Below are 24,940 nucleotides of genomic sequence, written 5' to 3' on the forward strand. Positions count from 1 at the left end.
ATCTTAAAAAAGCAGGAGTACCCTCGCACCCCCGCTGTTTCCTATCCTGTAGGCTTATCCACATCTCTCAAAAACTGCTTTTCAAATTCAGCGGCTTTAATCGGTTTGCTGAAGAAATAACCCTGAGCCTCGTGACAGTGTTGATTGCGAAGAAAGACCATCTGATCTTCGTTCTCCACACCCTCAGCTGTCACTTTCAGTTGTAAATGATGCGCCATTGAAGTGATGGTAGATACGATCGCAGCGTTATTGCTGTCCTCCATGACTTCATTGACAAATGAACGGTCAATCTTGAGTCGATCAATCGGCAGATCCTTCAGATAGTGCAACGAGCTGTATCCCGTTCCAAAATCATCAATACTGATATGCACACCAATTTCTTTGATTTTGCGCAATTGTTCGAATGACCGGTCTTTATCAAATGTCATGCTCTCTGTAATCTCCAGTTCAAGCCATACAGGCTCTAGTCCCGTCTCTTTGAGAATGCCATTGATATTGTCCAACAAATGGGAATGCCTGAATTGTCTCATCGACAGATTTACCGAAACACACAGTTTACGATAACCGGCTTCCTGCCATTGTTTGTTCTGTGCACACGCTTCACGAAGCACCCATTCACCAAGTGGCACAATGAGCCCACTCTCTTCTGCCAGAGGAATAAATTCCGCCGGAGATACCGAGCCTCGCTGCGGATGCTGCCAACGCACCAATGCTTCCATGCCAACGATTAGCCCACTTTGCAGATTAACCTGCGGCTGGTAGACCAGGTAGAACTGACCTCGATCCAACGCCTTGCGCAGATCATTCTCAAGCTGCAAACGCTCCTGTGCCTTCATCTGCATCGCATGGGCAAAACGATTCAGTTCCATTCCTTGTTCCTTTGCACTGTGCAGAGCCGTATCGGCATTCTGAATAATCTCCAATGGTGACTCACCATCATGTGGGAAAATGGCCATCCCGATCCCAAGTGTAAGATGATACTCATTGCCATCAACCAAGACGGGTTTCTCAAAAAGTTGCAAAATGGATCTTGTCCGACGCAACGCTGTATCGGTTGAACTGAAATCTGTCATCATTAATGCAAACTCATCTCTTCCCAATCCAAAGACTTCTTCTCCTGGAAGTGACGAATGTTTCAGTCGTTGACCTACCTGACGCAAAACCCGGTTAGCTGCTTGCTGTCCGAGCGAATCATTAATGGTCTTGAACCGATTAATATTCAGGACCAGTACACCAACAAGCTGTTCCTGCACCACGGCATCATCCATCATCTTTTTCAACCGCTGTGAAAGGCGACGACGGTTTGGAAGTCCCGTTACATCATCATGATGAGCAATATAGTTCATCTTGGCTTCCGCGACCTGCTGTTGCAGGAAAGGTGTGTCCACTACGGACGTATACAGCCCTTTTTGAATGAAAAAATATGCCATACAATTACTCAGCAATCCTAACAGCAAATTGAGGTCGTTCACCCCAGTTGCTGAAACAAAATAACATTCACCAAAAAAGAAACACAGAATGCCACACAGAATGGTTGGTAGATCACCATCTTTGGTTTTTTTCCATTGTACAAACAAAAGAACTGCAATCATGCCATAGAGCAATCCAACCATAAAATGAACGCGGGTGAAGATTCCACCAAGCACATCCCCATCAAGCATACTAGGCAACATACTCCATTCCTGAATAGCCAGTATGTACAAAATAACAAAGGTACCCAATGTCCCACTGAACAGTAAGAATTTGCGTGGTAATGCAATTTCTTTCTCATTTAAGGTATACACGAGCAGTAAACCTACGGAACATACCAAAGATCCCATGGTTGACATCATTAAGGAGAACTCCGATTCCATCATGGCTCCATTTGGAATCTCTTCTGCAAATGAAACGATATGAACCAGTTCAAACAGACCAATCAATAAAAAGAGTGTTGTCAATAATGTTCTCCGAAGAGTTAGCTTCTGTGTCCGAAACAACCAGCTTTGATTATAGATGCCGATACAAGCTGCTGCCGCAGCAAATCCACCCAAGAGTGTCAAAACCGGGTAACCCGATATGGTCAGATCAGAGCTTGAAGAAGAACGAAACCATTGACTTGCGAGGAAACACAATAAGCCGCATACAGCGACCCAACTTATTTTTCTCTGATCTTGCAGATTAACCTTCATGCCGTGTTTTCCTTCCCGGGATCACCTATCCTGAATTACATTAACCAAACTTAACAGCTTACTACACGATTCGACAAAAAAACATATTAACCAACGTTCAATTCACATGCATACACATGCTATCTGGTACATAATAACATTTAATTTTGTATACGTGAACTAAAAAATAGTCACTCCTAGGAATATTTATTCATAAATATAGAGAAAAACAAGGCATTAAGAACTAAAAAAACATGGATCTCCCGTTAGAGTCCATGTTTTCCTATTTTGCAACTGTATTTCAGACTATATTACTTATCAAAATTCACTTCTGGTGTTGTTAATTTATCATAGAAATCAACAACCTTATCCTTGTCTTCCGATGAGCGAATCGCCATCGCTGAACGTGGATGCTCGTCCAACGCACCTGTAATCATGTAAGGCAGAATGTAACCCCATTCTTCTTTTTCTCTCAGTGGAACCATCAACTGTTCCAATACACCAAGTACTGGACGCAGATTGTATTTTGTTCCTTTCAGATGAGCTACGAGCAATTCGGTTGGACAGTTACCTGCCGCACGGCCCATACCATACACAGAAGCATCAAGCAGCTCAACGCCAAGTTCCGCCGCAACCAATGTGTTAGAAAACGCAAGTTGCATATTATTATGTGTGTGAACACCAAGACGTTTGTTAGGCAAGTGAGTCTTGAACTTCTCTACCAGATATTTCACATCATTATGGTCCAAGCTACCGTAGGAGTCTACAATGTAAACAACATCCACAGCGCTTTCTTTGATCAATTCAAATGCTTCCAGCAATTCATTCTCCATAACATTGGAGAGTGCCATAATATTAAGTGTAGTTTCATATCCACGATCGTGGAATGTTTGAACCAGTGCAAGTGCCTTGTCCACATCTTTGCTGTAGCAGGCAACCCGGATCAGATCCAGCATGCTCTCGCTGCGAGGCAAGATATCATTTTCGTCCACACGACCTACGTCAACCAGAGCAGACAGTTTGGTATTTCCTTTTTGAGGAATAACTTTACGCAGGAAATCATCGTTCAGGAAACGCCATGGTCCTGCTTCCTCGGCGCCTTTAAGCAACTTCGGAGAGTTTTTATATCCAATTTCCATATAATCAACGCCAGCTTCATTCAATCCAGCATATAGCTGTTGAACAAAGTCCACGCTAAAGTCCCAATTATTCACCAATCCGCCATCACGGATCGTACAATCTACAATTTTGCAATGATTTGTCTTCATTAATGTCTGCTCCTTTTCTGACCAACTTGTGTATTCCTCTCATGATACTTGAACGTGACAAGAAAAGTAAAGGGATTCCGGACTTATTTACTTCGATAAGATCTCCAGATTCGGTCAATCTCAACCATATCGGAACGATCGGGAGCTTTCTCTCCATAACGGACGGCATTATACGTATCTGGCAATCTCGCAGACAGCTCATCTTCTTCTACCTTCACACCATTCTGAATAATGGTCTGTGCAGCCTCCAGTGGAGTGTGCGTGCCCTGTATTTCCACGCCTCGATGAGCGGCTCTTTCAATCCAAGTCCGGTAGTAATAGCGAACACGTTCAGCATCCTGCGCAGGTGGCGCTTCTTTTTTCCGAAACCAATTCTTTCGGACTTTTGCTGGCGCATCAAGCGTCTCACTGACATCGATATACTCCGTCCGTGGTTCTGCCTTCTTTTCACCTGGTTGTAACATCCCCTTGAATCGGTCCATAAGTCTGTTTATCGTTTTTTGTCCCAACCTCAGAAGCAGCCACAGGATTGCTCCTGCTACAGCACACATCACTACCCAACCGAGGATGTTCCAAAAGATTGAGGGCTCGGATGGCGGCTCTCTCCAGTCATTCGGTAAATTTAACGGCTGATTGGGGTTGTCCATTGGTAATCGAGGCTCCTCACCGGAAATCGCACCAAACCATCCCCTGATCCATGCAAGCAAGCGGTCACGTAGCGGCCCCAGCCAGGCAGCCAGGCTTGGGAAAGCACCGATTGCAACGATAACAATAAACATCCACATGAACCGCTGATGATTCGCACGTGCAAAATCTCTTAATACCAATCTTCTCTTGCCGTCATTGAGTATTGCCTGATCCAGTTGCAGCATATATCGTCCCACCAGCCAAAAGGCAAAGCTGATCACTCCCGCAACATAGATCCATAGGGTATAGGTTCGTATCGGCTGCATGAATTCCAGCGAGTTCGAAGCAATCATAAGCACGATCGCACTGATTACACCCATAATCTGCAAGCGCCATAACAACACAGAATGAAAGACTGGCTGGAAGGTCAGACCTGCATAAGCCGAGATGACTCCACACAGTACCAATGTGATGATATCCGGCAACGGGAGAATGAGGCTCATCCCAACAACGAGTGCGAAGAGAAATCCTATGAAGAGTGCCGTTACTCCACGAATGAATGTACTCTTCTCGCTAAAACCTGGAATTTTATGCTGAATGAACTGTCCCAACCAACCTACAAAAACGACCAGGATGAATAATGTGAACAGCAAATGTTCCATTGCGTAGAATGAAGTGATCGTAAATATGGGAAAAAGGTATATGCCCGCCATCAAGACGGCAAGCATCGCTATGAGTCCTTTGGTCGTCGCTTCCTGTCTGCTCCTCATGCACTCACCGCCTTTGTATTACCCTTCACTTCCTCTACCGGGAGAATCGTTACACGATGTCCTTGTTCGTGCAGACGTGCAATCTCGTGCTCCATAGCGGCAGATACATAGGATGTAATCAGCAGATAGCTGCGGATTTGCTGCGCTTCTTCATTCAGACGTACTTCATCATTCAGGAATTGCTCCATGGGCACCATGCATTTCAACTCTGTCTCAGCCATAGCTTCCAGTAACCGTTCCAGATGGGGCGTGCCATAATCCGGCTCAATCCGAAGTGTATCGCGGCCTCCACCCACATGATAACCATTATGGGCGAAGCCTGCCGGCAACCCTCTACCGATGGCATCCACTGCAGCCGTGGCAGCGTATCGGAGTGCACGTTCAATCTTTTCCGGTCGAGTAACCACACTCCACATATCTGCTGATTCCTGAATGTTCACTACAATCCAGGATTGCGGATCAGCCGTCCATCCCTGTTTGTAGACTTGTAATTCACCTGTACGTGCACTCGCTTTCCAGTGAATACGATTCATGGGGTCGCCTGCACCATAAGGCCGAACACCCAGGATCAAGAAAGGATCTTCAACGATCCATCGTGATACTTCCACTTCTCCCTGCCATACTTGATAAATTGCAGGAAGATCCTCTGCATTCACTAATGAAGGATACACGATCATAGACATTTGCAAAGGAATCGGTTTGGTAGAACGCCACACACCAAAGAGATCCCCACCTGTCATCGTTGCTGTATTTAATGGATAAATCCCACGCTGAGTACATGTAAAAGGATGCTTGCGCGTAATACGAGTAAACGGTTTTAACGTAAAAATACTCTTATGGTTCTGATAGATTTCGCCTTGACTAATATCCATTCCTGAGCCGGAACGAAATACAAACGACACTGGCATCATAGATTCAAGCCTGAGCCACGGTACGGAGACTCGTTTCTCATTCGATATCGTCTCCACCATCTCAAGTTCATCTCCAGCGTAACAACGCAGCTTGCTGAATTGTCTGCTGTACTTGAGTTTTCGCAGTGCAGGTCGTCCAAACCACACACCATGTATAACAACGACAATGCCTCCAACAAGGACAAGCCATAATAATGCCATAAGATTAACGCCCGCTTGTAGCGAGATTCTCCGTAGGCACTTCTGTCTGATTCAGAAGTTCCTGGATGATACGCTCCGCCAAGCCCTCTTGTTGTCTGATCCGATTACGAAATACCAGTCGGTGGGCCAGCACAGGTTCCGCCAGAACTTTAATATCATCAGGCAAAACAAAGTCTCTGCCATGCAGTGCAGCCCAGGCCTGACTTGCCTTAAGTAATGCCTGAGCCCCTCGTGGACTTACGCCAAGCGAGAGCTCGGGATGTTGCCTTGTCGCTTCGGTTAACTGAATGATATATCGTAACAAATCTTCGTTGATTTGCACTGTTTTATACGTATCCTGCGCCTTCAAAAGTTCTTCACGACTGATCACTGCCGAGAGATCATCAACAGAACGACTGGCTACCGTACGTCTCAAAATTTCTACACTCTCTTCACTGCTTGGATAACCCATGCGAATTTTCATCATAAAACGATCCATCTGAGCTTCAGGTAGTGGAAAAGTTCCCTGGTTATCTATAGGATTCTGGGTAGCAATAACGATAAATGGCCGTTCCAGTTGTCTCGTTGAACCGTCGATACTGATCTGGCGCTCTTCCATGCACTCCAGCAAGCTTGATTGTGTACGCGGTGTAGCCCGGTTAATCTCATCGGCTAGTACAAGATTGGCAAACAAGGGGCCGGGTCGGAATTCAAAATCCCCTTCTTTTTGATTAAAAAAATGAATCCCTGTTAAGTCCGAGGGCAGCAAGTCCGGTGTAAACTGTATCCGTTGGAATGTGCAGTCCAACGAAGAGGCTACCGATTTGGCAAGCATCGTTTTCCCGGTACCCGGTACATCCTCCAGCAGCACATGTCCTGACGCTATGATCGCTGTCATCACCAGCTCTATGGTATGCTCTTTTCCCACAATCACTTTTCCCACGTGATCCATCAATTGTTGATTCATTCGTTCCATTCCTTGGATTTCCATCTGCATCTCATCCTTCCGTTATGGAGCTTATGTATTCGCATTCATTACTAACTATAACCCTTATTGGCAACATAAAACAAAGGAGTTGGCAAATGGCCAACCCCTTAACTCCCCGCTTTTCTCAATATACCAAGGGTAACATAATCATAAACCGCGTGCCTTCGCCCTTTTTGCTATCCACAGAGATGGTGCCTCCATGGTTCTTGATGATCCGGTAACTCACCGAAAGTCCAAGCCCCGTTCCGCTCTCCTTGGTCGTGAAGAATGGATCAAACAGACGTACAAGCGTGTTATGGTCCATCCCATGACCGTTATCCGCGATGGAGATCTGCACGAACTTGTTTTCCGTGGCGGTAGATATTCGAATTAGACCCGTATGTTCTTCGCCAACTTCCTCAATGGCATCCATTGCGTTTTTCACCATATTCAAAATAACCTGCTTAATCTGTTTGACATCAATGGACACATTCAACGGGGCATCCCCTTCATCCAGTACGATCTCGCATCCCTTCATCAACCCTTCGCTTTCGGTCAGCAAGACCACCTCTTTGAGCAAAGAGTCGACGGATATCACGGTCTTCTGTGGAGCTGACGGTTTGGAAGAATTCAAAAATTCGTAGATGATGTCATTCGCCCGATCAATCTCCGTCAGTATGATTCGAGCGTACTCGTCTTTGCCGAGCTGCAGCAAATGGGGCCTGAGCAGTTGGATGAACCCACGGATTGCAGTCAACGGATTACGAATTTCATGAGCAATAGATGCTGAAATTCGCCCCAGCATCGCAAGTTTGTCATTTTGATAAGCGGTCTGTTCAATTTGTTTATAATCAGATACATCTTTGACGCTGAACAAGAAGTCGCCATCCATCTGATCACCATACGTCACAGTAACCAGCCAATGCCTTCCGTATTCATCAATCAATTCATGATAGCGCTTACGGTGAAAAATGGTTTCCCGATAGATTCGTAAAATTTTCTTTTTCTTGAATCGGCTCATCTGTGGATGATGCAGCATTTGCATCAGGGTGCAGCCGCTCAACAGACTTCTTGGAAGTTCCAACAACTTTGCCATCTGAACGTTAATAAACGTCAATACACCGTGACTGTCAAACAACATAATACCGCTATCCAGATGTTCCAGTACATTCTCGTACTTGTTGTTATCCAGATGCACAGGCGGGAATCCATCCGTTGGTTGAGGCACTGTATCCTGAAATTCACTAATCATGTCAGGTTCCTCCTTTTCACGTAAATGATAAACTTGCCATTCGGACATCATATCATCACAGAAACAGGAAGGGCCGATTTTATTTTTCATTACCGGTGCCCTTTCGTTGGGGGGCTGAGCCGAAAATATGGATGGCATGGCCGGAACTCAAGCTGGTCTATTCCCGGTAACCAACAGTCGATCCGGAAAATCATATACGTTTGTCCCATTCTGACCTTCTCCTATTCCCAAACACGAACATTTTTTGCTCCGCCTCTTTTGCAAGTCTGTTTTTATCATAGACAAGTTTATAGAAGAGAGTCAATCGGAGAAAGTGTCGAATGGAAATTATTTTAAAAAAAACCTCGAATTAGTTCCAGAATACAGCACAAAAACGAAGCCGTTTCACCCAATAGGCAAATCAGCTTCGTTTTTAATATCTTTAATTGGTGATATATCCGAGTTCATCTATAGTCCGGTCTTATTATGCTGAATTTTCAGTCTGCGCTGACTCATCACAGCTAATCGACGTTTAAGTTCGCTTTCCCACTTCTCGTCTTTGGTTTCTTTGGCGAGCCTGAGCAAATCCAGAGCCATATCAATCTGGCGCTGCACAATGACCATGGCATCCTCGCTCTCACGGTTTACACAGTTTTCGAAAATCGCATCTTCATCTTCTGTCACATAATCTTGAAAATCGATCTCGGATGCACCGTCTCCATGCGCATATTCAGCCAGAATTTCGTATTCGTTTTCCACTTTATAATGCACCTCGACCCGGTGACACACCGGGCAAAACAGCAGGGGAACATTATGAACCTGGGTGCGGTAATGCTTCAGCGTGCCCTTCGTTCCAACCATACTTGCCCCACAACAGTAACTCATTTTTGTTCACCCTCCTTATTACGTGCCGGGACTTTTTTGTTAAAATGCCATCCCGTACACTTCCAGCACTTCCGAAAAGGAATAGTTCCATCAGTGTATCACATTCATGTACAGATTATAAATGCAGAGCACCGGAATATTTACCGGGTTTCCATACCCTATTCGCCTTGAAGGCCATCAATTCCTCTTTCAACAGATAAAAAGAAGACTTTCTTCTAATATATTATTAACACGCTTAGCTGCTTGTTCAAACACTTTTGATTAACTTCGTGATAACTTCCGGCAAAAGGGTGCAAAAAGCCCTCAATCCCTAACGGGATGAGGGCTTGAACAAAAACCGTTCAAGTTAACCTGGCTTACAGGTTAGTGTCGCCTGGTTTCCAGTTCATTGCACACAATCCGCCGGATTGCAGTGCTTGCAGTACGCGAAGTGTTTCTTCAACACTACGGCCTACATCGTTGTGGTTAACCACTTGATATTTCAATTCACCTTCTGGATCGATGATGAACAAGCCGCGCAATGCTACGCCTTCTTCTTCGATCAGAACGCCGTAATCTTTAGCCACTTGCTTCGTGATGTCAGAAGCCAGCGGGAAGTTCAATTGACCCAGACCATTGCTGTCTACAGGTGTGTTGATCCATGCTTTGTGGCTGTGTACGGAGTCTACGCTCACGCCAAGGATTTCAGTATCCAAAGCTTTGAATTGCTCGGAAGCAACGCTCAAAGCTGTAATTTCAGTTGGGCACACAAATGTGAAGTCCAAAGGATAAAAGAAGAATACAAGCCATTTGCCACGATAATCGGACAGTTTAACGGAACCGAAATCTTGTCCGTCTCCCGATACTGTTTCCATTGCGAAATCCGGTGCTGGTCTACCAACCAAACGTTCTGCCATAACTAAAAATTCCTCCTTTGGGATTATGTAAGCATCCTTGCGGATTGCTCATCATCAAGAAAAACGCGTACGCTTTTCCTGTAATTAAAATAATTTGATACTTGATAACAAGTACAAGTAAAATGTTATCATCCGGACTTCCCAAAGTCAAGATTATAAACATTATTTTTTTATAATAATTATAAATAAGGATTTTTCGTGGCAAAAATGATAAAGGAACAGCCCTCTGTACATTCCATAACTGGAAACAAAGGGCTGCCTGAAGTTGATAATATAATTACGCCTGTTTCTGAATAGCCGCTACGATCAAATCGCCCATTTCGGTCGTGCTGATCGCTGTGCTCTTGTCTACAGCAATATCACTTGTGCGGTGTCCTGCGTTCAATACATCCGACACAGCTGCTTCAATAGCATCCGCACCTTCTGCATAACCAAAGGTTGTGCGGAACATCAATGCCAAAGAGAGAATGGTTGCAATCGGATTAGCAAGGCCTTGACCTGCGATATCCGGTGCAGAACCGTGTACCGGCTCATAGAGTCCAAAGCTGCCCTCTCCCAGTGATGCAGATGCGAGCATACCGATGGAACCTGTCAACATCGCTGCTTCATCACTCAAGATATCTCCGAACATGTTTTCCGTTACGATGACATCGAAGCTGGACGGACGACGCAGCAATTGCATCGCGCAGTTGTCTACAAGCACATGCTCCAGTTCAACATCCGGATAATCCGGTGCTACCCGGTTCACGACTTCACGCCAGAGACGGGAAGTTTCCAATACGTTGGCTTTGTCTACAGAAGCCAGCTTTTTGCGACGTCCTTGCGCAATTTCGAACGCCTGACGAACGATCCGCTCCACTTCCGTTACATTATATGCACAAGTATCTACTGCCTCTTCGCCCTGTGCACTTTCACGTCTGAACTTCTCTCCGAAGTAGATACCACCTGTCAACTCACGTACCACCATCAAATCTGTACCTTCAAGTACTTCCGGCTTCAGAGTTGAAGCATCCTTCAGGCAATCAAATACGACAGCCGGACGAAGGTTGGAGAACAATCCGAGTGCTTTGCGAATACCCAGCAGGCCTGTTTCCGGACGAAGCTCCTTGCTGTTGTTATCCCATTTTGGACCGCCAACCGCTCCAAGCAGGACTGCATCTGCACTTTTACATACAGTCAATGTTTCTTCAGGAAGAGGTGTACCCTTCTCATCAATTGCGATTCCGCCAAACAGCGCATGCTCTGTCTCAAAACGATAACCGAATACTTCCTCCGTACGTTTAAGCACTTTCTCAGCCTCAGCTACGACTTCAGGGCCGATTCCATCACCAGCAATAACTGCAATTTTTTTCACGTCTGCCATTGGGTTGTCCACTCCTTATATTTCATTCATTAATTATTCATAAAGTAACGTCTCATATTAACTCTCTCTTTTGTATCATATTCCAAGGTCATTTGACCAAGATATACAATCTATGACTTTAATAGATTTTACCTATAAGCTAATAGAGATTGGCCTTTCCAAGTTGTTCCTGACCTCCCGGTGGGGTAAAATATAGCTGAATTCAAATCAGGTACGCAGGAGGGATAAGCAACATGCAATATTCGTATTTGGGTAAATCAGGCCTCAAGGTCAGCCGAATCTGTCTCGGTACCATGAATTTCGGGCCTGCTACAGATGAAAAAGAAGCTTTCCGCATTATGGACGCAGCACTTGATGCAGGCGTGAACTTTTTTGATACCGCTAACATCTACGGCTGGGGTGAGAATTCCGGTCTTACCGAAGAAATTATCGGACGCTGGTTCAATCAGGGCGGGGGCAGACGTGAAAAAGTGGTTCTGGCCACCAAAGTCTATGGCTCCATGCATGATGATACAGATGGCCCCAACAACGAAGCTGGCCTTTCCGCCTACAAAATCAGACGGCATCTGGAGGGTTCCCTCCGCCGCTTACAGACCGATCATATCGAGCTGTACCAGATGCACCATGTGGACCCTGCCGTATCGTGGAACGAACTGTGGGGCGCATTTGAGAATGCCGTTCATCAAGGTAAGATCGGTTATGTAGGATCGAGTAACTTTGCTGCATGGCAGATTGCAATCGCTCAAAGCGAAGCCAAGAATCGCCATTTCCTCGGCCTGGTTTCCGAACAACATAAATATAGTCTCAACTGTCGTTTGCCTGAATTGGAAGTACTGCCCGCAGCCAAAGAGCTGGGCCTCGGCGTCATTCCATGGAGTCCACTGGATGGTGGATTACTGGGACGTAACGCTCTGCAGAAGCTGGAAGGAACACGCAGTGGCGGCATCGCTGGACGGATCGAGCAGCAGCAGACTCAGCTTGAAGACTTTGCCGCACTCTGTCGTGATCTCGGTGAACCACAGGATACGGTGGCTTTGGCATGGGTTGCAGCCAATCCGGCAGTGACCGCCCCGATTATCGGACCGCGTACGCTGGAGCAGTTTGAGACCGCACTCAAATGTCTGGACGTGACTTTGGATGAAGCTGTGCTCAAACGTCTGGATGAGATTTTCCCGGGTCCAGGTGGACATGCACCTAATGCATACGCGTGGTAATAGCTTGATAGCGTAAGCCAATGCAATAGGTAAGCGTAGAAAATGTACTGTATTTCACTGCCATAATTATATAAATCAGCATTTTGCATAATTCGAATTATACCGCTCACGGGTACAAGATATAGACGAACAGAATCATTTCGATCTATATCTTGCTGATTGGAAGACGCTTAGAGGATTTATGCAAAATGCTTAAATACAAGCAAAAGAGTCTGACCCTCCACAGGAGAGTCAGACTCTTTACGTCCCTCACTAAACGTAACAAAGCAAGCCGAAAGATCTACCACATCAATTCAGATCAAGATAGATCTTCCTGGCAGCGTACATACGTCCCAGCTTAAAGTTCAGTTCAAAGAAGGGGGCGTGCTTCTTTCATCGGAGCCTACAGGTTAACGTTTACACGGTTCGTATATGTTTTGCGTTTCTCAATCAATTGGTTCAGACCGTCCACATAAGCACGTGCACTTGCACCAAGTATATCCGTACTTACACCACGTCCTTGTACCGACACCTGATTTTGAGTCAACACAACATGTACTTCACCCAATGCATCCTTACCATGCGTTACCGATTTGATGGAATAGTCAGACAACGTTACGTCTTCCCCACTCACCTGGTCAATCGCATTGTAGATTGCATCTACCGATCCGTTACCCTCTGCTTGCTTCTCAATCGTATCCCCGTCAAGCGTCGCAATGCGGACTTTGGCCGTTGGTACCGATTCATCTCCGTACGTTACGAAGATGGATTCCAGTTTATACACCTCAGGTGCATCCTGCAATTTCTCTTCAATTACAGCGAGCAGATCTTCATCAGTAACTTCTTTTTTCTTATCAGCCAGATCTTTGAACTGAGCGAAAGCACGATTCAATGCTTCTTCTTCCAGCTCATACCCCAGATCAATCAACCGTTCACGGAAGGCATGACGACCAGAATGTTTACCAAGTACAAGTTTGCTTTCCTTCAGACCGATGGACTCTGGAGTCATAATCTCATACGTTGTTTTTTCCTTCAACATGCCATCCTGGTGAATCCCGGATTCATGTGCGAAGGCATTCGCCCCAACAATGGCTTTGTTTCCAGGCACAACCATTCCTGTCAAACGGCTAACCAAACGACTGGTCCGTGCAATCTCAGACAACTGCAGCGATGTTTTCGCCTGGAAAAATTCCTGACGTGTCTCCAGCGCCATAGCAATTTCCTCGATCGCCGTGTTCCCGGCACGTTCACCAATGCCATTGATCGTACCTTCGATCTGATCAGCTCCGTTGAGAATGGCTGCAAGTGTATTGGCCGTCGCCATACCCAAGTCATTATGACAGTGGGCACTCAGCTGTACCTTTTCAATGCCGTACACATTCTCCTTGAGATGTTTGAAAATGTTTCCGTATTCATATGGGCTCAGGTAACCAACCGTATCCGGAATATTCACAACGGCTGCACCTTCTTCAACAGCCATATTCACCATTTCCACGAGGAAATCATACTCGGTACGACCTGCATCCTCAAGTGAGAATTCAATCTTCGAGAATGTTTTCTTTGCATAACGAATCGCGGAACGAGCTGTATCTAGTACCTGCGCTTTGTCCATGCGCAATTTATGTTGGCGGTGAATAGGTGAAGTTGCCAGGAAAACGTGAATGCACGGGTCCTGTGCACCTTTAAGTGCTTCTTTAACCGCATCAATGTCTTGCTCTCTGGAACGGGACAAGCCAATTACAGTCACATTTTTGACCGCATTTGCTACTGCATTGACAGCTGCCAGGTCACCTGGAGATGCCGCCGGGAAACCCGCTTCCATCCGGTCAATGCCCAGCCGCTCGAGCTGATGGGCAATTTCCACCTTTTCACGAGTGTTCAGATTGACTCCCGGGGATTGCTCTCCATCACGCAGCGTTGTGTCAAATACATAGATTTTACGCACGCTTCGCACCTCCTGTACTTGTTATTATATGTTTCTCTGAACCAGCAATAGCGGCTCACGCATAAAGCACGGCCGCTATTCCCAGTTAAAGCTCTAAGTTTACTTGAATACCTTAAAGTGCATGTTCTAGAAGTTAATGCTTACTTCTTGATCCAGTGCATCATCTCACGCAATTGTCCGCCAACCACTTCGATTGGGTGTTCAGCTTCGTTACGACGAGTTGCTGTCAAGAATGCACGTCCGGATTGGTTTTCCAGAATGAAGTCGCGTGCGAATTTACCTTGTTGGATATCCGTCAGCACTTCTTTCATTGCTTTCTTCGTATCTTCAGTTACCACGCGAGGTCCAGTTACATAGTCACCGTACTCAGCTGTGTTACTGATGGAATCACGCATGCTTGAAAGTCCGCCTTCATACATCATGTCAACGATCAGCTTCAGTTCGTGCAGACATTCGAAGTATGCCATTTCAGGAGCGTAACCCGCTTCTGTCAATGTTTCGAATCCAGCTTTTACCAATGCACTCACACCACCACACAGAACAGCTTGCTCACCGAACAGATCTGTTTCTGTTTCTTCACGGAAGGAAGTTTCGATAACCCCTGCGCGTGTACAACCGATACCTTTAGCATAAGCCAAACCGATTTCTTTAGCTTTACCCGTTGCATCTTGCTCAATCGCGATCAGGCCTGGTACACCAAAACCTTCCACATAAGTACGACGTACCATGTGACCAGGGGACTTAGGAGCTACCAGCAATACATCGCTGTTTTTTGGAGCAACGATTTGACCGAAATGAACGTTGAAACCGTGTGAGAAGAGCAATGCAGCGCCTTCTTTCAGGTTTGGTTCGATTTCGTTTTTGTATACAGAAGCTTGAGTTTCGTCTGGCAGCAAGATTTGAACTACATCTGCGCGGCTTGTTGCTTCAGCCGGGGACAGAACTTCAAATCCGTCATTTTTTGCAGTGTCGAAGGATTTACCTTCACGAAGTCCGATGACTACGTTCAATCCGCTATCACGAAGGTTTTGAGCTTGGGCGTGGCCCTGGCTACCATAACCGATTACCGCGATCGTTTTTCCTTTCAATACGTTAAGCTCTGCATCCTGTTCATAATAAGTAGTTACTGGCATGTTTATAAGTCCTCCTTTGTATTGTAAAGAACCCTTCATTAATGAGCGGGTGTCTCAAGGGACCGACTCACTTGGCGTATCAAAAGCATCTCTGGTCTGATCCGATCCGTTCAGACACCCGCCCATTAATGCGGGAATGTAGCTATATTTTCAAGCGTTACATCACTAAAATGTTAAATTACAACTGTTAAGGGACTGACACTCACATAAGATCAACTGTATATGTTAGCTAACCGTCGTCCCTCTTCATTCATTATAGCTTTATACGTTGCCGCGTACCAATGCAGTTATGCCTGTACGGGACAATTCGCGAATGCCATATGGCTTGAGCAATTCAATCATAGCATCAATTTTGTCCGTATCTCCGACTACTTGCACAATCAGGCTGCCTGGACCAACATCTACAACGGATGCGCGGAATGTTTCTACCACACCCAGAATCTCAGGACGCTCGGAAGGCTCTGCTTTCACTTTGATCAGGGCAAGTTCCCGGGCTACCATCGGTTTCAGGCTGAAATCAACCACTTTAATAACATCGATGATTTTGTACAATTGTTTCTCAATCTGCTCCAGCGTTTTATCGTCACCAATGGTGACAATAACCATCCGGGAGAGTCCAGGTTCTTCCGATTGACCTACTGTAATACTCTCAATGTTAAATCCGCGTCGACCGAACAACCCTGATACCCGCTGAAGGACGCCAGGCTGATCGTTTACCAGTATCGAGATCGTATGTCTTATCATTCGTCAGCATCCCCCATCAGCATTTGATCAATTGTCGCTCCTTGCGGAACCATTGGATATACATTTTCTTCCTTGCGCACTACGAATTCAACAACGACTGGTCCTGGTGTATCCAAGGCTTCCTGCCAAGCACGCTGGGCTTCTTCCTTGTTGGTTGCACGCAATCCTTTTACGCCATAAGCTTCAGCCAGTTTTACAAAATCCGGACTTCCTGCCAGATCAATATGGCTGTAACGGTTCTCATAGATGATCTCTTGCCATTGGCGAACCATTCCGAGTACCTGATTGTTAATGATTACGATTTTTACCGGTATATTGTTAATGGCACAGATCGCGAGTTCTTGGGAACACATCTGCATTCCGCCGTCACCGTTAATGGAGATAACGAGTCTGTCCGGATTGGCCATCTGAGCACCTATGGCAGAAGGGAATCCAAAGCCCATCGTACCGAGACCACCCGAAGTTACCCATGAACGCGGTTGATTAAATTTATAATATTGGGCTGCCCACATCTGATGTTGTCCCACATCCGTAGTTACAATCGCTTCACCTTTGGTTGTATCATTCAGCATTTCAACAACCCACTGGGGTTTCAGCACTTCGTCTGAATCCGTGTAGCTGTAAGGTTTCTCTTGTTTCCACTGTTTGATCTGGTCTCTCCATGCATCTGCACGCTCTGCACGTCCAACTTCTTTGTTGGCTATTTCCAGTACCGTCTTCACATCACCAACGATTGGAATGTCGGTTGCAATGTTTTTACCAATCTCAGCCGGATCAATATCGATATGAACGATTTTGGCATGTGGAGCGAATCCATCCAGCTTGCCTGTTACCCGATCATCGAATCGTGCGCCGATATTAATCAGCAGGTCCGCTTTTTGAATAGCCTGATTGGAAGTGTACGTTCCGTGCATACCTGGCATACCCGTCCATAATTCATGACCGCTTGGGAATGCGCCTAGACCAAGGAGAGTAGTCGTAATTGGAATGCCTGTCTTCTCAACAAACTCGAACAGTTCTTCATGTCCTCCCGAGTATACCACACCGCCACCAGCCAGAATCATTGGGCGTTCTGCTTCCTGAATGGCTTGGGCCAAACGGTCAACCTGCAGTTTGTTTGGTACTGTCCGTGGATTGTACCCTCTCAATATAACAGGTTCAGTTGTTGGTTCAAACAATGTTTTGTTCGCTGATACATCTTTTGGAATGTCGATCAGTACAGGACCTTTACGACCGGTATTGGCAATATGGAATGCCTCATGAATTACGCTGGACAGATCTTTTACATCTTTCACCAGGTAACTGTGTTTGGTGATTGGCATTGTAATCCCCGTAATATCCGCTTCCTGGAAAGCATCTGAACCGATCAAGCTTGAAATAACGTTCCCCGTAATGACTACGAGTGGTACTGAATCCATATACGCTGTTGCAATACCTGTAACCAGATTCGTTGCTCCTGGTCCGGAAGTCGCGATGCAGACACCAACTTTGCCGCTTGCACGTGCATATCCGTCAGCTGCATGTATTGCACCTTGTTCGTGACGAGTGAGAACGTGTTTGAAATCCTCGAAACCATACATCGCATCGTAAATGTACAACACTGCGCCGCCCGGGTAACCAAATACGCACTCGACACCTTCAAGTAACAAACTTCTCAGCAGAATTTCGGATCCGCTAATGACCTCCGGCTTCATCCATTTTTCACGTAATTCATCTGTTGACCGTACTTCTGGAATTTGAGCTCCCATCAGTCATCCTCCTCTCGAAATTTACACCATTCTGACATTTAAAGTTACAAAAAAAACCTTCCATCCCTGCAAACAAGTTCATGCTTGCGAGGGACGAAAGGTTATCGCTTCCGTGGTACCACCCAACTTTGCCCGAAATTTCGCAATAACGGACCTTACCAGGTACAACAAAACGAATAGCTCAAACGAACATAGTCGTTTCCCATACCTGTTGTCTGTAACGCAGACATACGATTTTCCCTAATACGCGAAAGGAGTGACATCCAGTGCTTTTCAGGAAAACAGCTCCGAGGTGAGCTCGTATATAAGGGATAATGGTGGTGGTTTCAGCAATTCCAGCCACTCTCTGAGCAAAAGAGCCCTTAAAACTTCGTCCTCTTCATAGCCGATGAAATATTCTCGTTAAATGTTAGGAACATTATATGATTCCTCCAACCGATAAGTCAATACCTGTTTTGCATAAAAATTCAGAGAACCTTCCTTCCTCCCTCTTCAGCCTATAAGGTTGCCCTAATCCCAGCGCTTCATTCAGTCACCTTTTATCTTGCTTCGGGCATAGGATATACGAGCAGCACGACTGGTCCTGAAAGGAGGCTCCGCATGGTGATTCGGCAACGCACATCCAAGCTGGATGATGGCGCCATCATGAAGCTGATTGACACTCAACTTGTTCCTTTATCCCATATGAGCGAAAAGGAAATTAATAAAATCCGCAAAGAAATACCCCTGCGAATGAACAGGGGCATGACCTTTGTTGTCTCGCCGGAGCCAGACAAAGCTGCTGTGGCATTCATCCATTTTCTCATGCATGGGGAATTGCTCTATGTCGATATGATGGCCGTTAGTCCGAAAGAACAACGCAAACGTTACGGGCAAACTTTGTTGCTCAAAGCAGAGAGCTTTGCGGCATCCCGAGGTTGTCGAAGATCTAAAGTAATGGTGGATGAGGGCAATACCAAAGGGCTTCAGTTTTATCAAAAAAATGGATACAGCGCGATTCGATACATCATGATAAGCCGCTGCTACGAATTGGAAAAAACATTATAGAATGTCCTAGAAAAATCCTGGTGGGCGTGGACCTGGACCATAAGGGCCGAATCCAGGACCAGGTCCATATCCGCCACCAGGTCCTCCAGGTCCATATCCCTGTCCGTAGCCTGGACCATATCCAGGGCCTGGTTTTGGTCCAGGTCCATATCCGGGACCGAAGCCGGGACCACCTCCATAAGCATAAGGCAGTGTGGCAATAGCGAGCAGATCAAACAATACCAGTGGCAGAATCGCTTTTGTACGTACTTTTTTGCCATTCAGACGCTTCAGTACCAGTTTGTTGCCCGATACTTTCAACAGCTTTCCCGTAACCCGAGTGCCGTCTTTTTTGATTGCAACAATATTTTTGCCTATTAATTTCATCGCTTCATCACGCGTAACTTGTTGTTTCATACTTTCCCCTCCTCCTCGGATCGTTCAAAACAGTGTATTCGTCCATCACTGAATTCGCCTGTTTCTTTGTCCCTACCTGAAAATATGGGTATCTGCACGAGAACCAAGTTAAGCATGTAAAGGTCGATGGGCGTTTAAGAAAACAAAAAAAGGCCCGCACAAGGCGGACCCTTTATCAAAACTCTGAATAGCTAACCTGATATGGGAAAGGTTGTTACCTTTTACCCGGATCATATGCTTCACCGAGTGCAGACGGAGCCGAAGAACGTCCAACCGCTGCAACGAGAACGATGATGGTAAGCAGGTAAGGCAACATAAAAATAATTTCCTGGGGAATACTTTGTGACCACTCAAACAACTGTACATAGTTTCGGATCGCTTGTGAGAATCCAAAGAAGACAGCCGCACCAAAGGCACCAATCGGATTCCACTTACCAAAGATCATAGCTGCAATGGCAATATAACCTTGGCCGGAAACCGTATTGTGTGAGAATGTACCCGTAGTCGTCAACGTAATCGCAGCTCCACCAATGGCCGCAAGCGCACCACTGATCATAACGCCAATATAGCGATAACGAAGCACTTTAACACCAACCGTATCAGCCGCACTTGGATGTTCACCTACAGAACGAAGGCGTAGACCAAATGGCGTTTTGAACATGATGTAATACGTCAGGAATACGAACAGAATGGCCAGATATGTCGTTGGATATACGTTCTTGAAGAAGGCTTCTCCCAGCAAAGGAATGTCTTTCAAGAATGGCACATCAAACTTGCTGAAGCCTTGAACCAACGGTGAATCACCAGAACCTTCAAACAACAGTTTAACCAAGTACAACGTACTTCCTGCTGCCAAAAAGTTAATGACGATACCACTGATAATCTGGTCTGCCTTAAATGTGATGGACGCAACGGCATGAATCAGCGATACCAGTACGCCCAATACAATCGCGAGCAAAACCCCCATCCAGGCCGATGTCGTTCCACCCATGCCCGCTTCTTGAGCATAATGCGCCCCGATTCCAGCTGCAAAGGCACCAAAGACCATAAAGCCTTCAAGTCCAAGGTTTGTTACACCTGATTTTTCCGAAAAAATTCCGCCGAGTGATGCAAAAATCAATGCCGTAGCAAAGACAAGCGTCGTATTGATAATTTGCCCAATTGTCAACAAGTCCATCTACAACACCTTCTCTTTCTTACGCTTCGAATAGAACGGTTTAAGTATCCAGCGCACGATGCCTTGTGCCGCAATGAAGAAGATAATCGAACCGATCACAATCCGAATAATTTCAGGCGGAACATCCGCAGCAAAACTCATACCTGCAGATCCGTACGTGAGGGTACCGAACAGCACTGCACCCAATAACACTCCAAATGGATGATTCAAACCAATCAGTGCAACCGCTATTCCGTCAAAGCCTGTACCTGGTGAACCCGACATTACGGTCTGGTAATGGAACACACCAAGAACCTGGAAGGCACCACCAAGACCGGCAAGCATACCACTGATAAACATCGCTTTTACGATATTCCGGTTAACATGCATACCTGCATATTCAGCCGCATTAGGGTTGTAACCTACCGCGCGGATTTCATAACCTTGTTTTGTTTTCCACATATAGATATAAAAGAGCACAGCCATCACAAGGGCAATCAACGTCCCCATGTGTACACGGGAATTGCCCATCAGTTCAGAGAGCCATGTCAAACTAATCGACGCCGATTCGCTGATATCCACGGAACGATTCTCGCCCTTCAACAGCAAGAATTGGCGTACGATAAGGTTGGCCAGATACAGACCAATCCAGTTCAACATGATACTACTGATAACTTCATTGACCCCACGTGCCGCCTTCAAATAACCAGCAATAGCGGCCCACAGACCACCAAACAATGCACCGGCAATCAAAGCCAGTGGCGCATGAAGGTAGATCGGCAAACCTGCAAATTTAACACCAACAAATGTTGCAGCGGTCATACCAACGAGAAATTGACCTTCTCCCCCGATGTTAAACAACCCTGCACGTGATGCAAATGCAAATGCAAGTCCAGTCATAATTAGTGGTGTCATTTCCCGTACTGCTTCACCAAAGTTGTACATGTCGCCAAATACCTTGGTGAACAATGCACCATAGGCTTCAATTGGATTGTAGCCACCAATCAGCATGACAACTCCACCGAGAATAAGACCCATAATAATAGCTACTACAGGCAAAATAAATGAATCTCGGGTAAACCATTTCAATACGTTATTCATGCGCAGTACCTCTCTTTTGGGTGCTGCCCGCCATCATCAAGCCGAGCTCCCTGTCATTGGTTTCTTCCGGCAGCACCTCGCCAACGATCTGTCCTTCATAAATAACTGCAATTCGGTCAGATACATTGATAATCTCATCAAGCTCAAATGAAATCAGCAGAACAGCCTTCCCTTGGTCGCGCTGTGCAATCAGTTGCTTTTGCACGAACTCAATAGCCCCTACATCCAAACCACGTGTTGGTTGCGCAGCGATAAGCAGTTCAGGGTTTTTATCTACCTCACGGGCGATAATGGCCTTTTGCTGGTTTCCTCCGGACAAGGACCGAGCTTTGGTCTCAATGCTTGGTGTACGCACGTCAAATGCCTCAACAAGCCGCTTCGCCTGCTGTTTGATGGCATCGAAGTTAAGGAACCCTTTACGGGTGTATGGTGCTTTATAATACGATTCCAGAACGATATTTTCACTCACTGAAAAATCAAGTACAAGTCCGTGTTTATGTCGATCTTCCGGAATGTGGGCTACACCCGACTCCGAGATATGGCGCGGAGAATGATTGGACAGCTCCTTGCCCTCCAAAAGAATCGAACCGCTCTCTACTTTACGAAGTCCGGTAAGGGCTTCAATCAGTTCACTTTGGCCGTTACCATCCACGCCTGCGATTCCGACAATCTCTCCTGCACGTACGTTCAGGTTAAGTTGGTTCAGAACCGAAATACCCTCTTTATTCTTGGCCGTTAATTTACTGACTTCGAGCACATTAGCTCCAGGTGTAGCCGGTTTTTTGTCCACTTTGAATGTGACATTCCGCCCCACCATTTTCTCTGCCAGCTCATTCGGATTGGTTTCCGATGTTTTAACCGAATCAATTACTTTACCCCGACGAATAATGGTTACCGTATCGGAGATTTCCATAATCTCTTTCAGTTTGTGTGTGATCAAAATAATGGACTTTCCTTCAGCAGCAAGCTTCTTCATGATGATTATCAATTCTTTAATCTCTTGAGGAGTCAATACGGCTGTAGGCTCGTCAAAAATCAGAATATCTGCACCGCGATACAACGTTTTAACAATCTCTACACGTTGCTGCATTCCGACAGAAATATCATGAATTTTGGCATGAGGATTCACCTTCAGTCCATACTGTTCGGAAAGACGCTGAACTTCAGCGGCTGCTTTTTTATAGTTAATATTGAGACCCTTCGTTGGTTCAGATCCCAAAATAATGTTCTCTGTTACCGTGAACGGCTGTACAAGTTTAAAATGCTGATGCACCATGCCTATGCCAAGATCGATCGCTCGGTTAGGACTGTCGATGATGACAGGCTTGCCATTCACTTCAATGGAACCTTCATCTGGCTGGTAGAGACCAAATACAATATTCATCAACGTTGACTTACCAGCGCCGTTTTCGCCCAGTAGCGCATGGATCTCGCCTTTACGAAGCTGAAGGCTGATGGCGTCGTTGGCAACAATGCCTGGGAAACGCTTCGTAATTTGTTTTAACTCAACGACGGGGGTTGCTGCACCCATGTAATCACCCTTATAACTGATATAGTGTGGTTCCGCAAACGTAAAAAAAAACGTCTATCGACGTACTTTCAAAGAAGACAGACCTCGCTTAGCTGAAGTTTTTCTTGCGATAATCGAATGGTGCAACTCAATTAAGAACATATACATTCCATTATCTTAAGAAAAGCTCCTACCGGAGCGTCGGTGCACAGTGTGACCTTGTACAATTGTTATGATGACTTGATCAAATGTTCCTGTTCTTGCAATCATAAGGCCGGTCAAGACCGGCCCCAATAATTATTCTTTTGCAACGAAGATCAAATTACTCTGTAGGAACTTTGATTTCGCCGCTGATGATTTTTTCTTTGTACTCGTCCACTTTTGCAAGTGTATCAGCAGAAACATTTTTCGTGGAAGTATCAGCGACACCTACACCGTTGTCTTTCAAAGTCAGATTCTCAGCTCCGCCTTTGAAGGTACCATCGATGATTTCTTGGTTTACGCGCTTAACAGCTTCGTCAACTTTTTTGATCATGGAAGTCAAAGTGATCTCATCACCAAACTCAAGAGATTGGTCTTTGTCAACACCGATAACCCATACATCTTGACCTTGTTTCTTACGAGCACTTGCTTCGATAAACACACCGTTACCTGTTGCGCCAGAAGCGTGGAAGATAATATCTACGCCTTCATTGTAAAGTGTTGCTGCTGCTGCTTTACCCAGGTCAGGTTTATCAAATGCACCTGTGTAGTTAGAAATGAATTTAGCGTCAGGGTTAACTGCTTTAACACCTTCTCTGAATCCAACTTCAAACTTTTTGATCAGTGGGCTTTCCATACCGCCAACAAAACCAATTTTGTTCGTTTTTGTTGTCAGACCCGCAACAACACCAACCAGGAAAGAGCCTTCTTCTTCAGCAAAAGTTACGGATTTAACATTAGGGGAATCCACTACGCTGTCAATGATCGCGAGTTTGGCATCCGGGTTTTGGTCAGCAACCGTTTTGATTGCATCAGCCAATTGGAAACCGATACCCCAAGTCAGATCATATCCACCTTTAACGAATTCGTTCAAGTTAGGAATGTATTCTTCATCGGATTTACTTTGCAGGTATTTAACAGCAGCACCTGTTTCTGTTTCAGTCGCTTGCAGAGCTTCCCAAGCGGATTGGTTAAAGGATTTGTCATTAACTCCACCTACGTCAGTAACCATACCAATTTTGAGGTCGGATTTCGCTTCAGTGGATGTGCCACCTGTATCTCCTCCGGCATTTGTTTCTTCTTTCGGTTTGCTACCGCAACCTGCGAGCATAACCGATACCGCCAGCAACATTACCAAAGACAAGCTGAGCATCTTTTTCATTTCTCTTTTTCCCCCTTAATGATATATCCCTCATTCCAATCCAGCCTACAATTGAACGGTTAACAGATAGCAGGAATGACTTTTATGCAGAATGTATGGTTTCTTCGACATTAAAAGCGCATTCTCACCCTTGTAGCATCCTATCATCTGTCGAAAAACCGAACATTATGACATGGAGAGAAAAATCTAGGACTAGCCTACTAGAGGTGATTATACAATCAACCAGTGTTAAAATCCAGATGTTTCATCACCAAATATCACATATTTTTGTTCTTTTTTTATTGAAAACGCTTAATAATTTAGCGATTTAACACACTAACGTTACAACGATGTGATGTTATATAACAAAAACATATCGT

At 45.5% G+C, this 24,940-nt stretch carries 20 protein-coding genes; 2 read left to right on the plus strand and 18 right to left on the minus strand.

Features of this window, described 5'->3' with window-relative positions; all coding sequences use genetic code 11:
- Positions 1-41 precede the first annotated feature (41 nt).
- From NSQ38_RS27065 to leuB, 9 genes are all read right to left on the minus strand, one after another.
- The gene (locus tag NSQ38_RS27065) at positions 42-2,168 is read right to left on the minus strand and encodes an EAL domain-containing protein (protein ID WP_338592911.1); all 2,127 of its coding nucleotides are present in this window, start codon (positions 2,166-2,168) and stop codon (positions 42-44) included.
- A 290-nt stretch (positions 2,169-2,458) separates the two neighbouring features.
- On the minus strand, positions 2,459-3,415 hold the full coding sequence (locus NSQ38_RS27070; protein ID WP_047842252.1) for an aldolase catalytic domain-containing protein: 957 nt from the start codon (positions 3,413-3,415) through the stop codon (positions 2,459-2,461).
- A gap of 83 nt (positions 3,416-3,498) precedes the next feature.
- On the minus strand, positions 3,499-4,812 hold the full coding sequence (locus NSQ38_RS27075; protein ID WP_339784963.1) for a DUF4129 domain-containing protein: 1,314 nt from the start codon (positions 4,810-4,812) through the stop codon (positions 3,499-3,501).
- Complete coding sequence (locus tag NSQ38_RS27080) at positions 4,809-5,924, minus strand: DUF58 domain-containing protein (RefSeq protein ID WP_339784964.1); 1,116 nt, start codon at positions 5,922-5,924, stop codon at positions 4,809-4,811. The genes NSQ38_RS27075 and NSQ38_RS27080 overlap by 4 nt, the downstream gene beginning before the upstream one ends.
- Positions 5,925-5,928: 4 nt before the next feature.
- On the minus strand, positions 5,929-6,894 hold the full coding sequence (locus NSQ38_RS27085; protein ID WP_339784966.1) for a MoxR family ATPase: 966 nt from the start codon (positions 6,892-6,894) through the stop codon (positions 5,929-5,931).
- Between the two features lie 121 nt (positions 6,895-7,015).
- Entirely contained in the window at positions 7,016-8,122 is a 1,107-nt protein-coding gene (locus NSQ38_RS27090) for an ATP-binding protein (RefSeq protein WP_338592902.1), read from the minus strand.
- A gap of 447 nt (positions 8,123-8,569) precedes the next feature.
- Positions 8,570-8,986 (minus strand): hypothetical protein, encoded by a 417-nt coding sequence (locus NSQ38_RS27095; RefSeq protein WP_017689649.1) that lies wholly within the window; start codon positions 8,984-8,986, stop codon positions 8,570-8,572.
- 356 nt (positions 8,987-9,342) lie between these two features.
- Positions 9,343-9,882: a peroxiredoxin gene (locus NSQ38_RS27100; protein WP_036610146.1), complete on the minus strand. Its 540-nt coding sequence runs from the start codon at positions 9,880-9,882 to the stop codon at positions 9,343-9,345.
- Positions 9,883-10,159: 277 nt separating this feature from the next.
- Positions 10,160-11,245: a 3-isopropylmalate dehydrogenase gene (gene leuB, locus NSQ38_RS27105; RefSeq protein ID WP_133384120.1), complete on the minus strand. Its 1,086-nt coding sequence runs from the start codon at positions 11,243-11,245 to the stop codon at positions 10,160-10,162.
- A 233-nt stretch (positions 11,246-11,478) separates the two neighbouring features.
- Between leuB and NSQ38_RS27110 the strand changes: the two genes are divergently transcribed.
- Entirely contained in the window at positions 11,479-12,459 is a 981-nt protein-coding gene (locus NSQ38_RS27110) for an aldo/keto reductase (RefSeq protein WP_221822893.1), read from the plus strand.
- Positions 12,460-12,841: 382 nt separating this feature from the next.
- Here NSQ38_RS27110 and NSQ38_RS27115 read toward each other — a convergent pair whose 3' ends face one another.
- The 4 genes from NSQ38_RS27115 to ilvB all read right to left on the minus strand — a co-directional run bounded on the left by NSQ38_RS27115 (position 12,842) and on the right by ilvB (position 18,008).
- Entirely contained in the window at positions 12,842-14,383 is a 1,542-nt protein-coding gene (locus NSQ38_RS27115; protein WP_339784968.1) for a 2-isopropylmalate synthase, read from the minus strand.
- Between the two features lie 140 nt (positions 14,384-14,523).
- Positions 14,524-15,516, minus strand: coding sequence for a ketol-acid reductoisomerase (ilvC, locus tag NSQ38_RS27120; RefSeq protein ID WP_036669754.1), 993 nt, complete (start codon positions 15,514-15,516; stop codon positions 14,524-14,526).
- Between the two features lie 261 nt (positions 15,517-15,777).
- Positions 15,778-16,260 (minus strand): acetolactate synthase small subunit, encoded by a 483-nt coding sequence (gene ilvN, locus NSQ38_RS27125; RefSeq protein ID WP_024628317.1) that lies wholly within the window; start codon positions 16,258-16,260, stop codon positions 15,778-15,780.
- Positions 16,257-18,008, minus strand: a complete 1,752-nt coding sequence (ilvB, locus tag NSQ38_RS27130) for a biosynthetic-type acetolactate synthase large subunit (protein WP_091032851.1) — start codon at positions 18,006-18,008, stop codon at positions 16,257-16,259. The genes ilvN and ilvB overlap by 4 nt, the downstream gene beginning before the upstream one ends.
- Before the next feature lie 600 nt (positions 18,009-18,608).
- Here ilvB and NSQ38_RS27135 point away from each other — a divergent pair.
- Entirely contained in the window at positions 18,609-19,055 is a 447-nt protein-coding gene (locus NSQ38_RS27135) for a GNAT family N-acetyltransferase (protein ID WP_091014845.1), read from the plus strand.
- A 6-nt stretch (positions 19,056-19,061) separates the two neighbouring features.
- Here NSQ38_RS27135 and NSQ38_RS27140 read toward each other — a convergent pair whose 3' ends face one another.
- The 5 genes from NSQ38_RS27140 to NSQ38_RS27160 all read right to left on the minus strand — a co-directional run bounded on the left by NSQ38_RS27140 (position 19,062) and on the right by NSQ38_RS27160 (position 24,581).
- Positions 19,062-19,451, minus strand: coding sequence for a hypothetical protein (locus NSQ38_RS27140; protein WP_249911280.1), 390 nt, complete (start codon positions 19,449-19,451; stop codon positions 19,062-19,064).
- A gap of 214 nt (positions 19,452-19,665) precedes the next feature.
- Entirely contained in the window at positions 19,666-20,628 is a 963-nt protein-coding gene (locus NSQ38_RS27145) for an ABC transporter permease (protein ID WP_062833426.1), read from the minus strand.
- A complete protein-coding gene (locus NSQ38_RS27150; protein ID WP_074094292.1) occupies positions 20,629-21,708 on the minus strand; it encodes an ABC transporter permease in 1,080 nt (359 codons plus the stop codon). It lies immediately after the preceding gene.
- Complete coding sequence (locus tag NSQ38_RS27155; protein ID WP_127544457.1) at positions 21,701-23,239, minus strand: ABC transporter ATP-binding protein; 1,539 nt, start codon at positions 23,237-23,239, stop codon at positions 21,701-21,703. Before NSQ38_RS27155 ends, NSQ38_RS27150 begins: the two co-directional genes overlap by 8 nt.
- A gap of 301 nt (positions 23,240-23,540) precedes the next feature.
- Positions 23,541-24,581, minus strand: a complete 1,041-nt coding sequence (locus NSQ38_RS27160) for a BMP family ABC transporter substrate-binding protein (RefSeq protein WP_339784970.1) — start codon at positions 24,579-24,581, stop codon at positions 23,541-23,543.
- Positions 24,582-24,940 lie beyond the last annotated feature (359 nt).

Source organism: Paenibacillus sp. FSL R7-0313 (assembly GCF_037969885.1).
In the GTDB taxonomy this organism is placed as follows: Bacteria; Bacillota; Bacilli; order Paenibacillales; family Paenibacillaceae; genus Paenibacillus.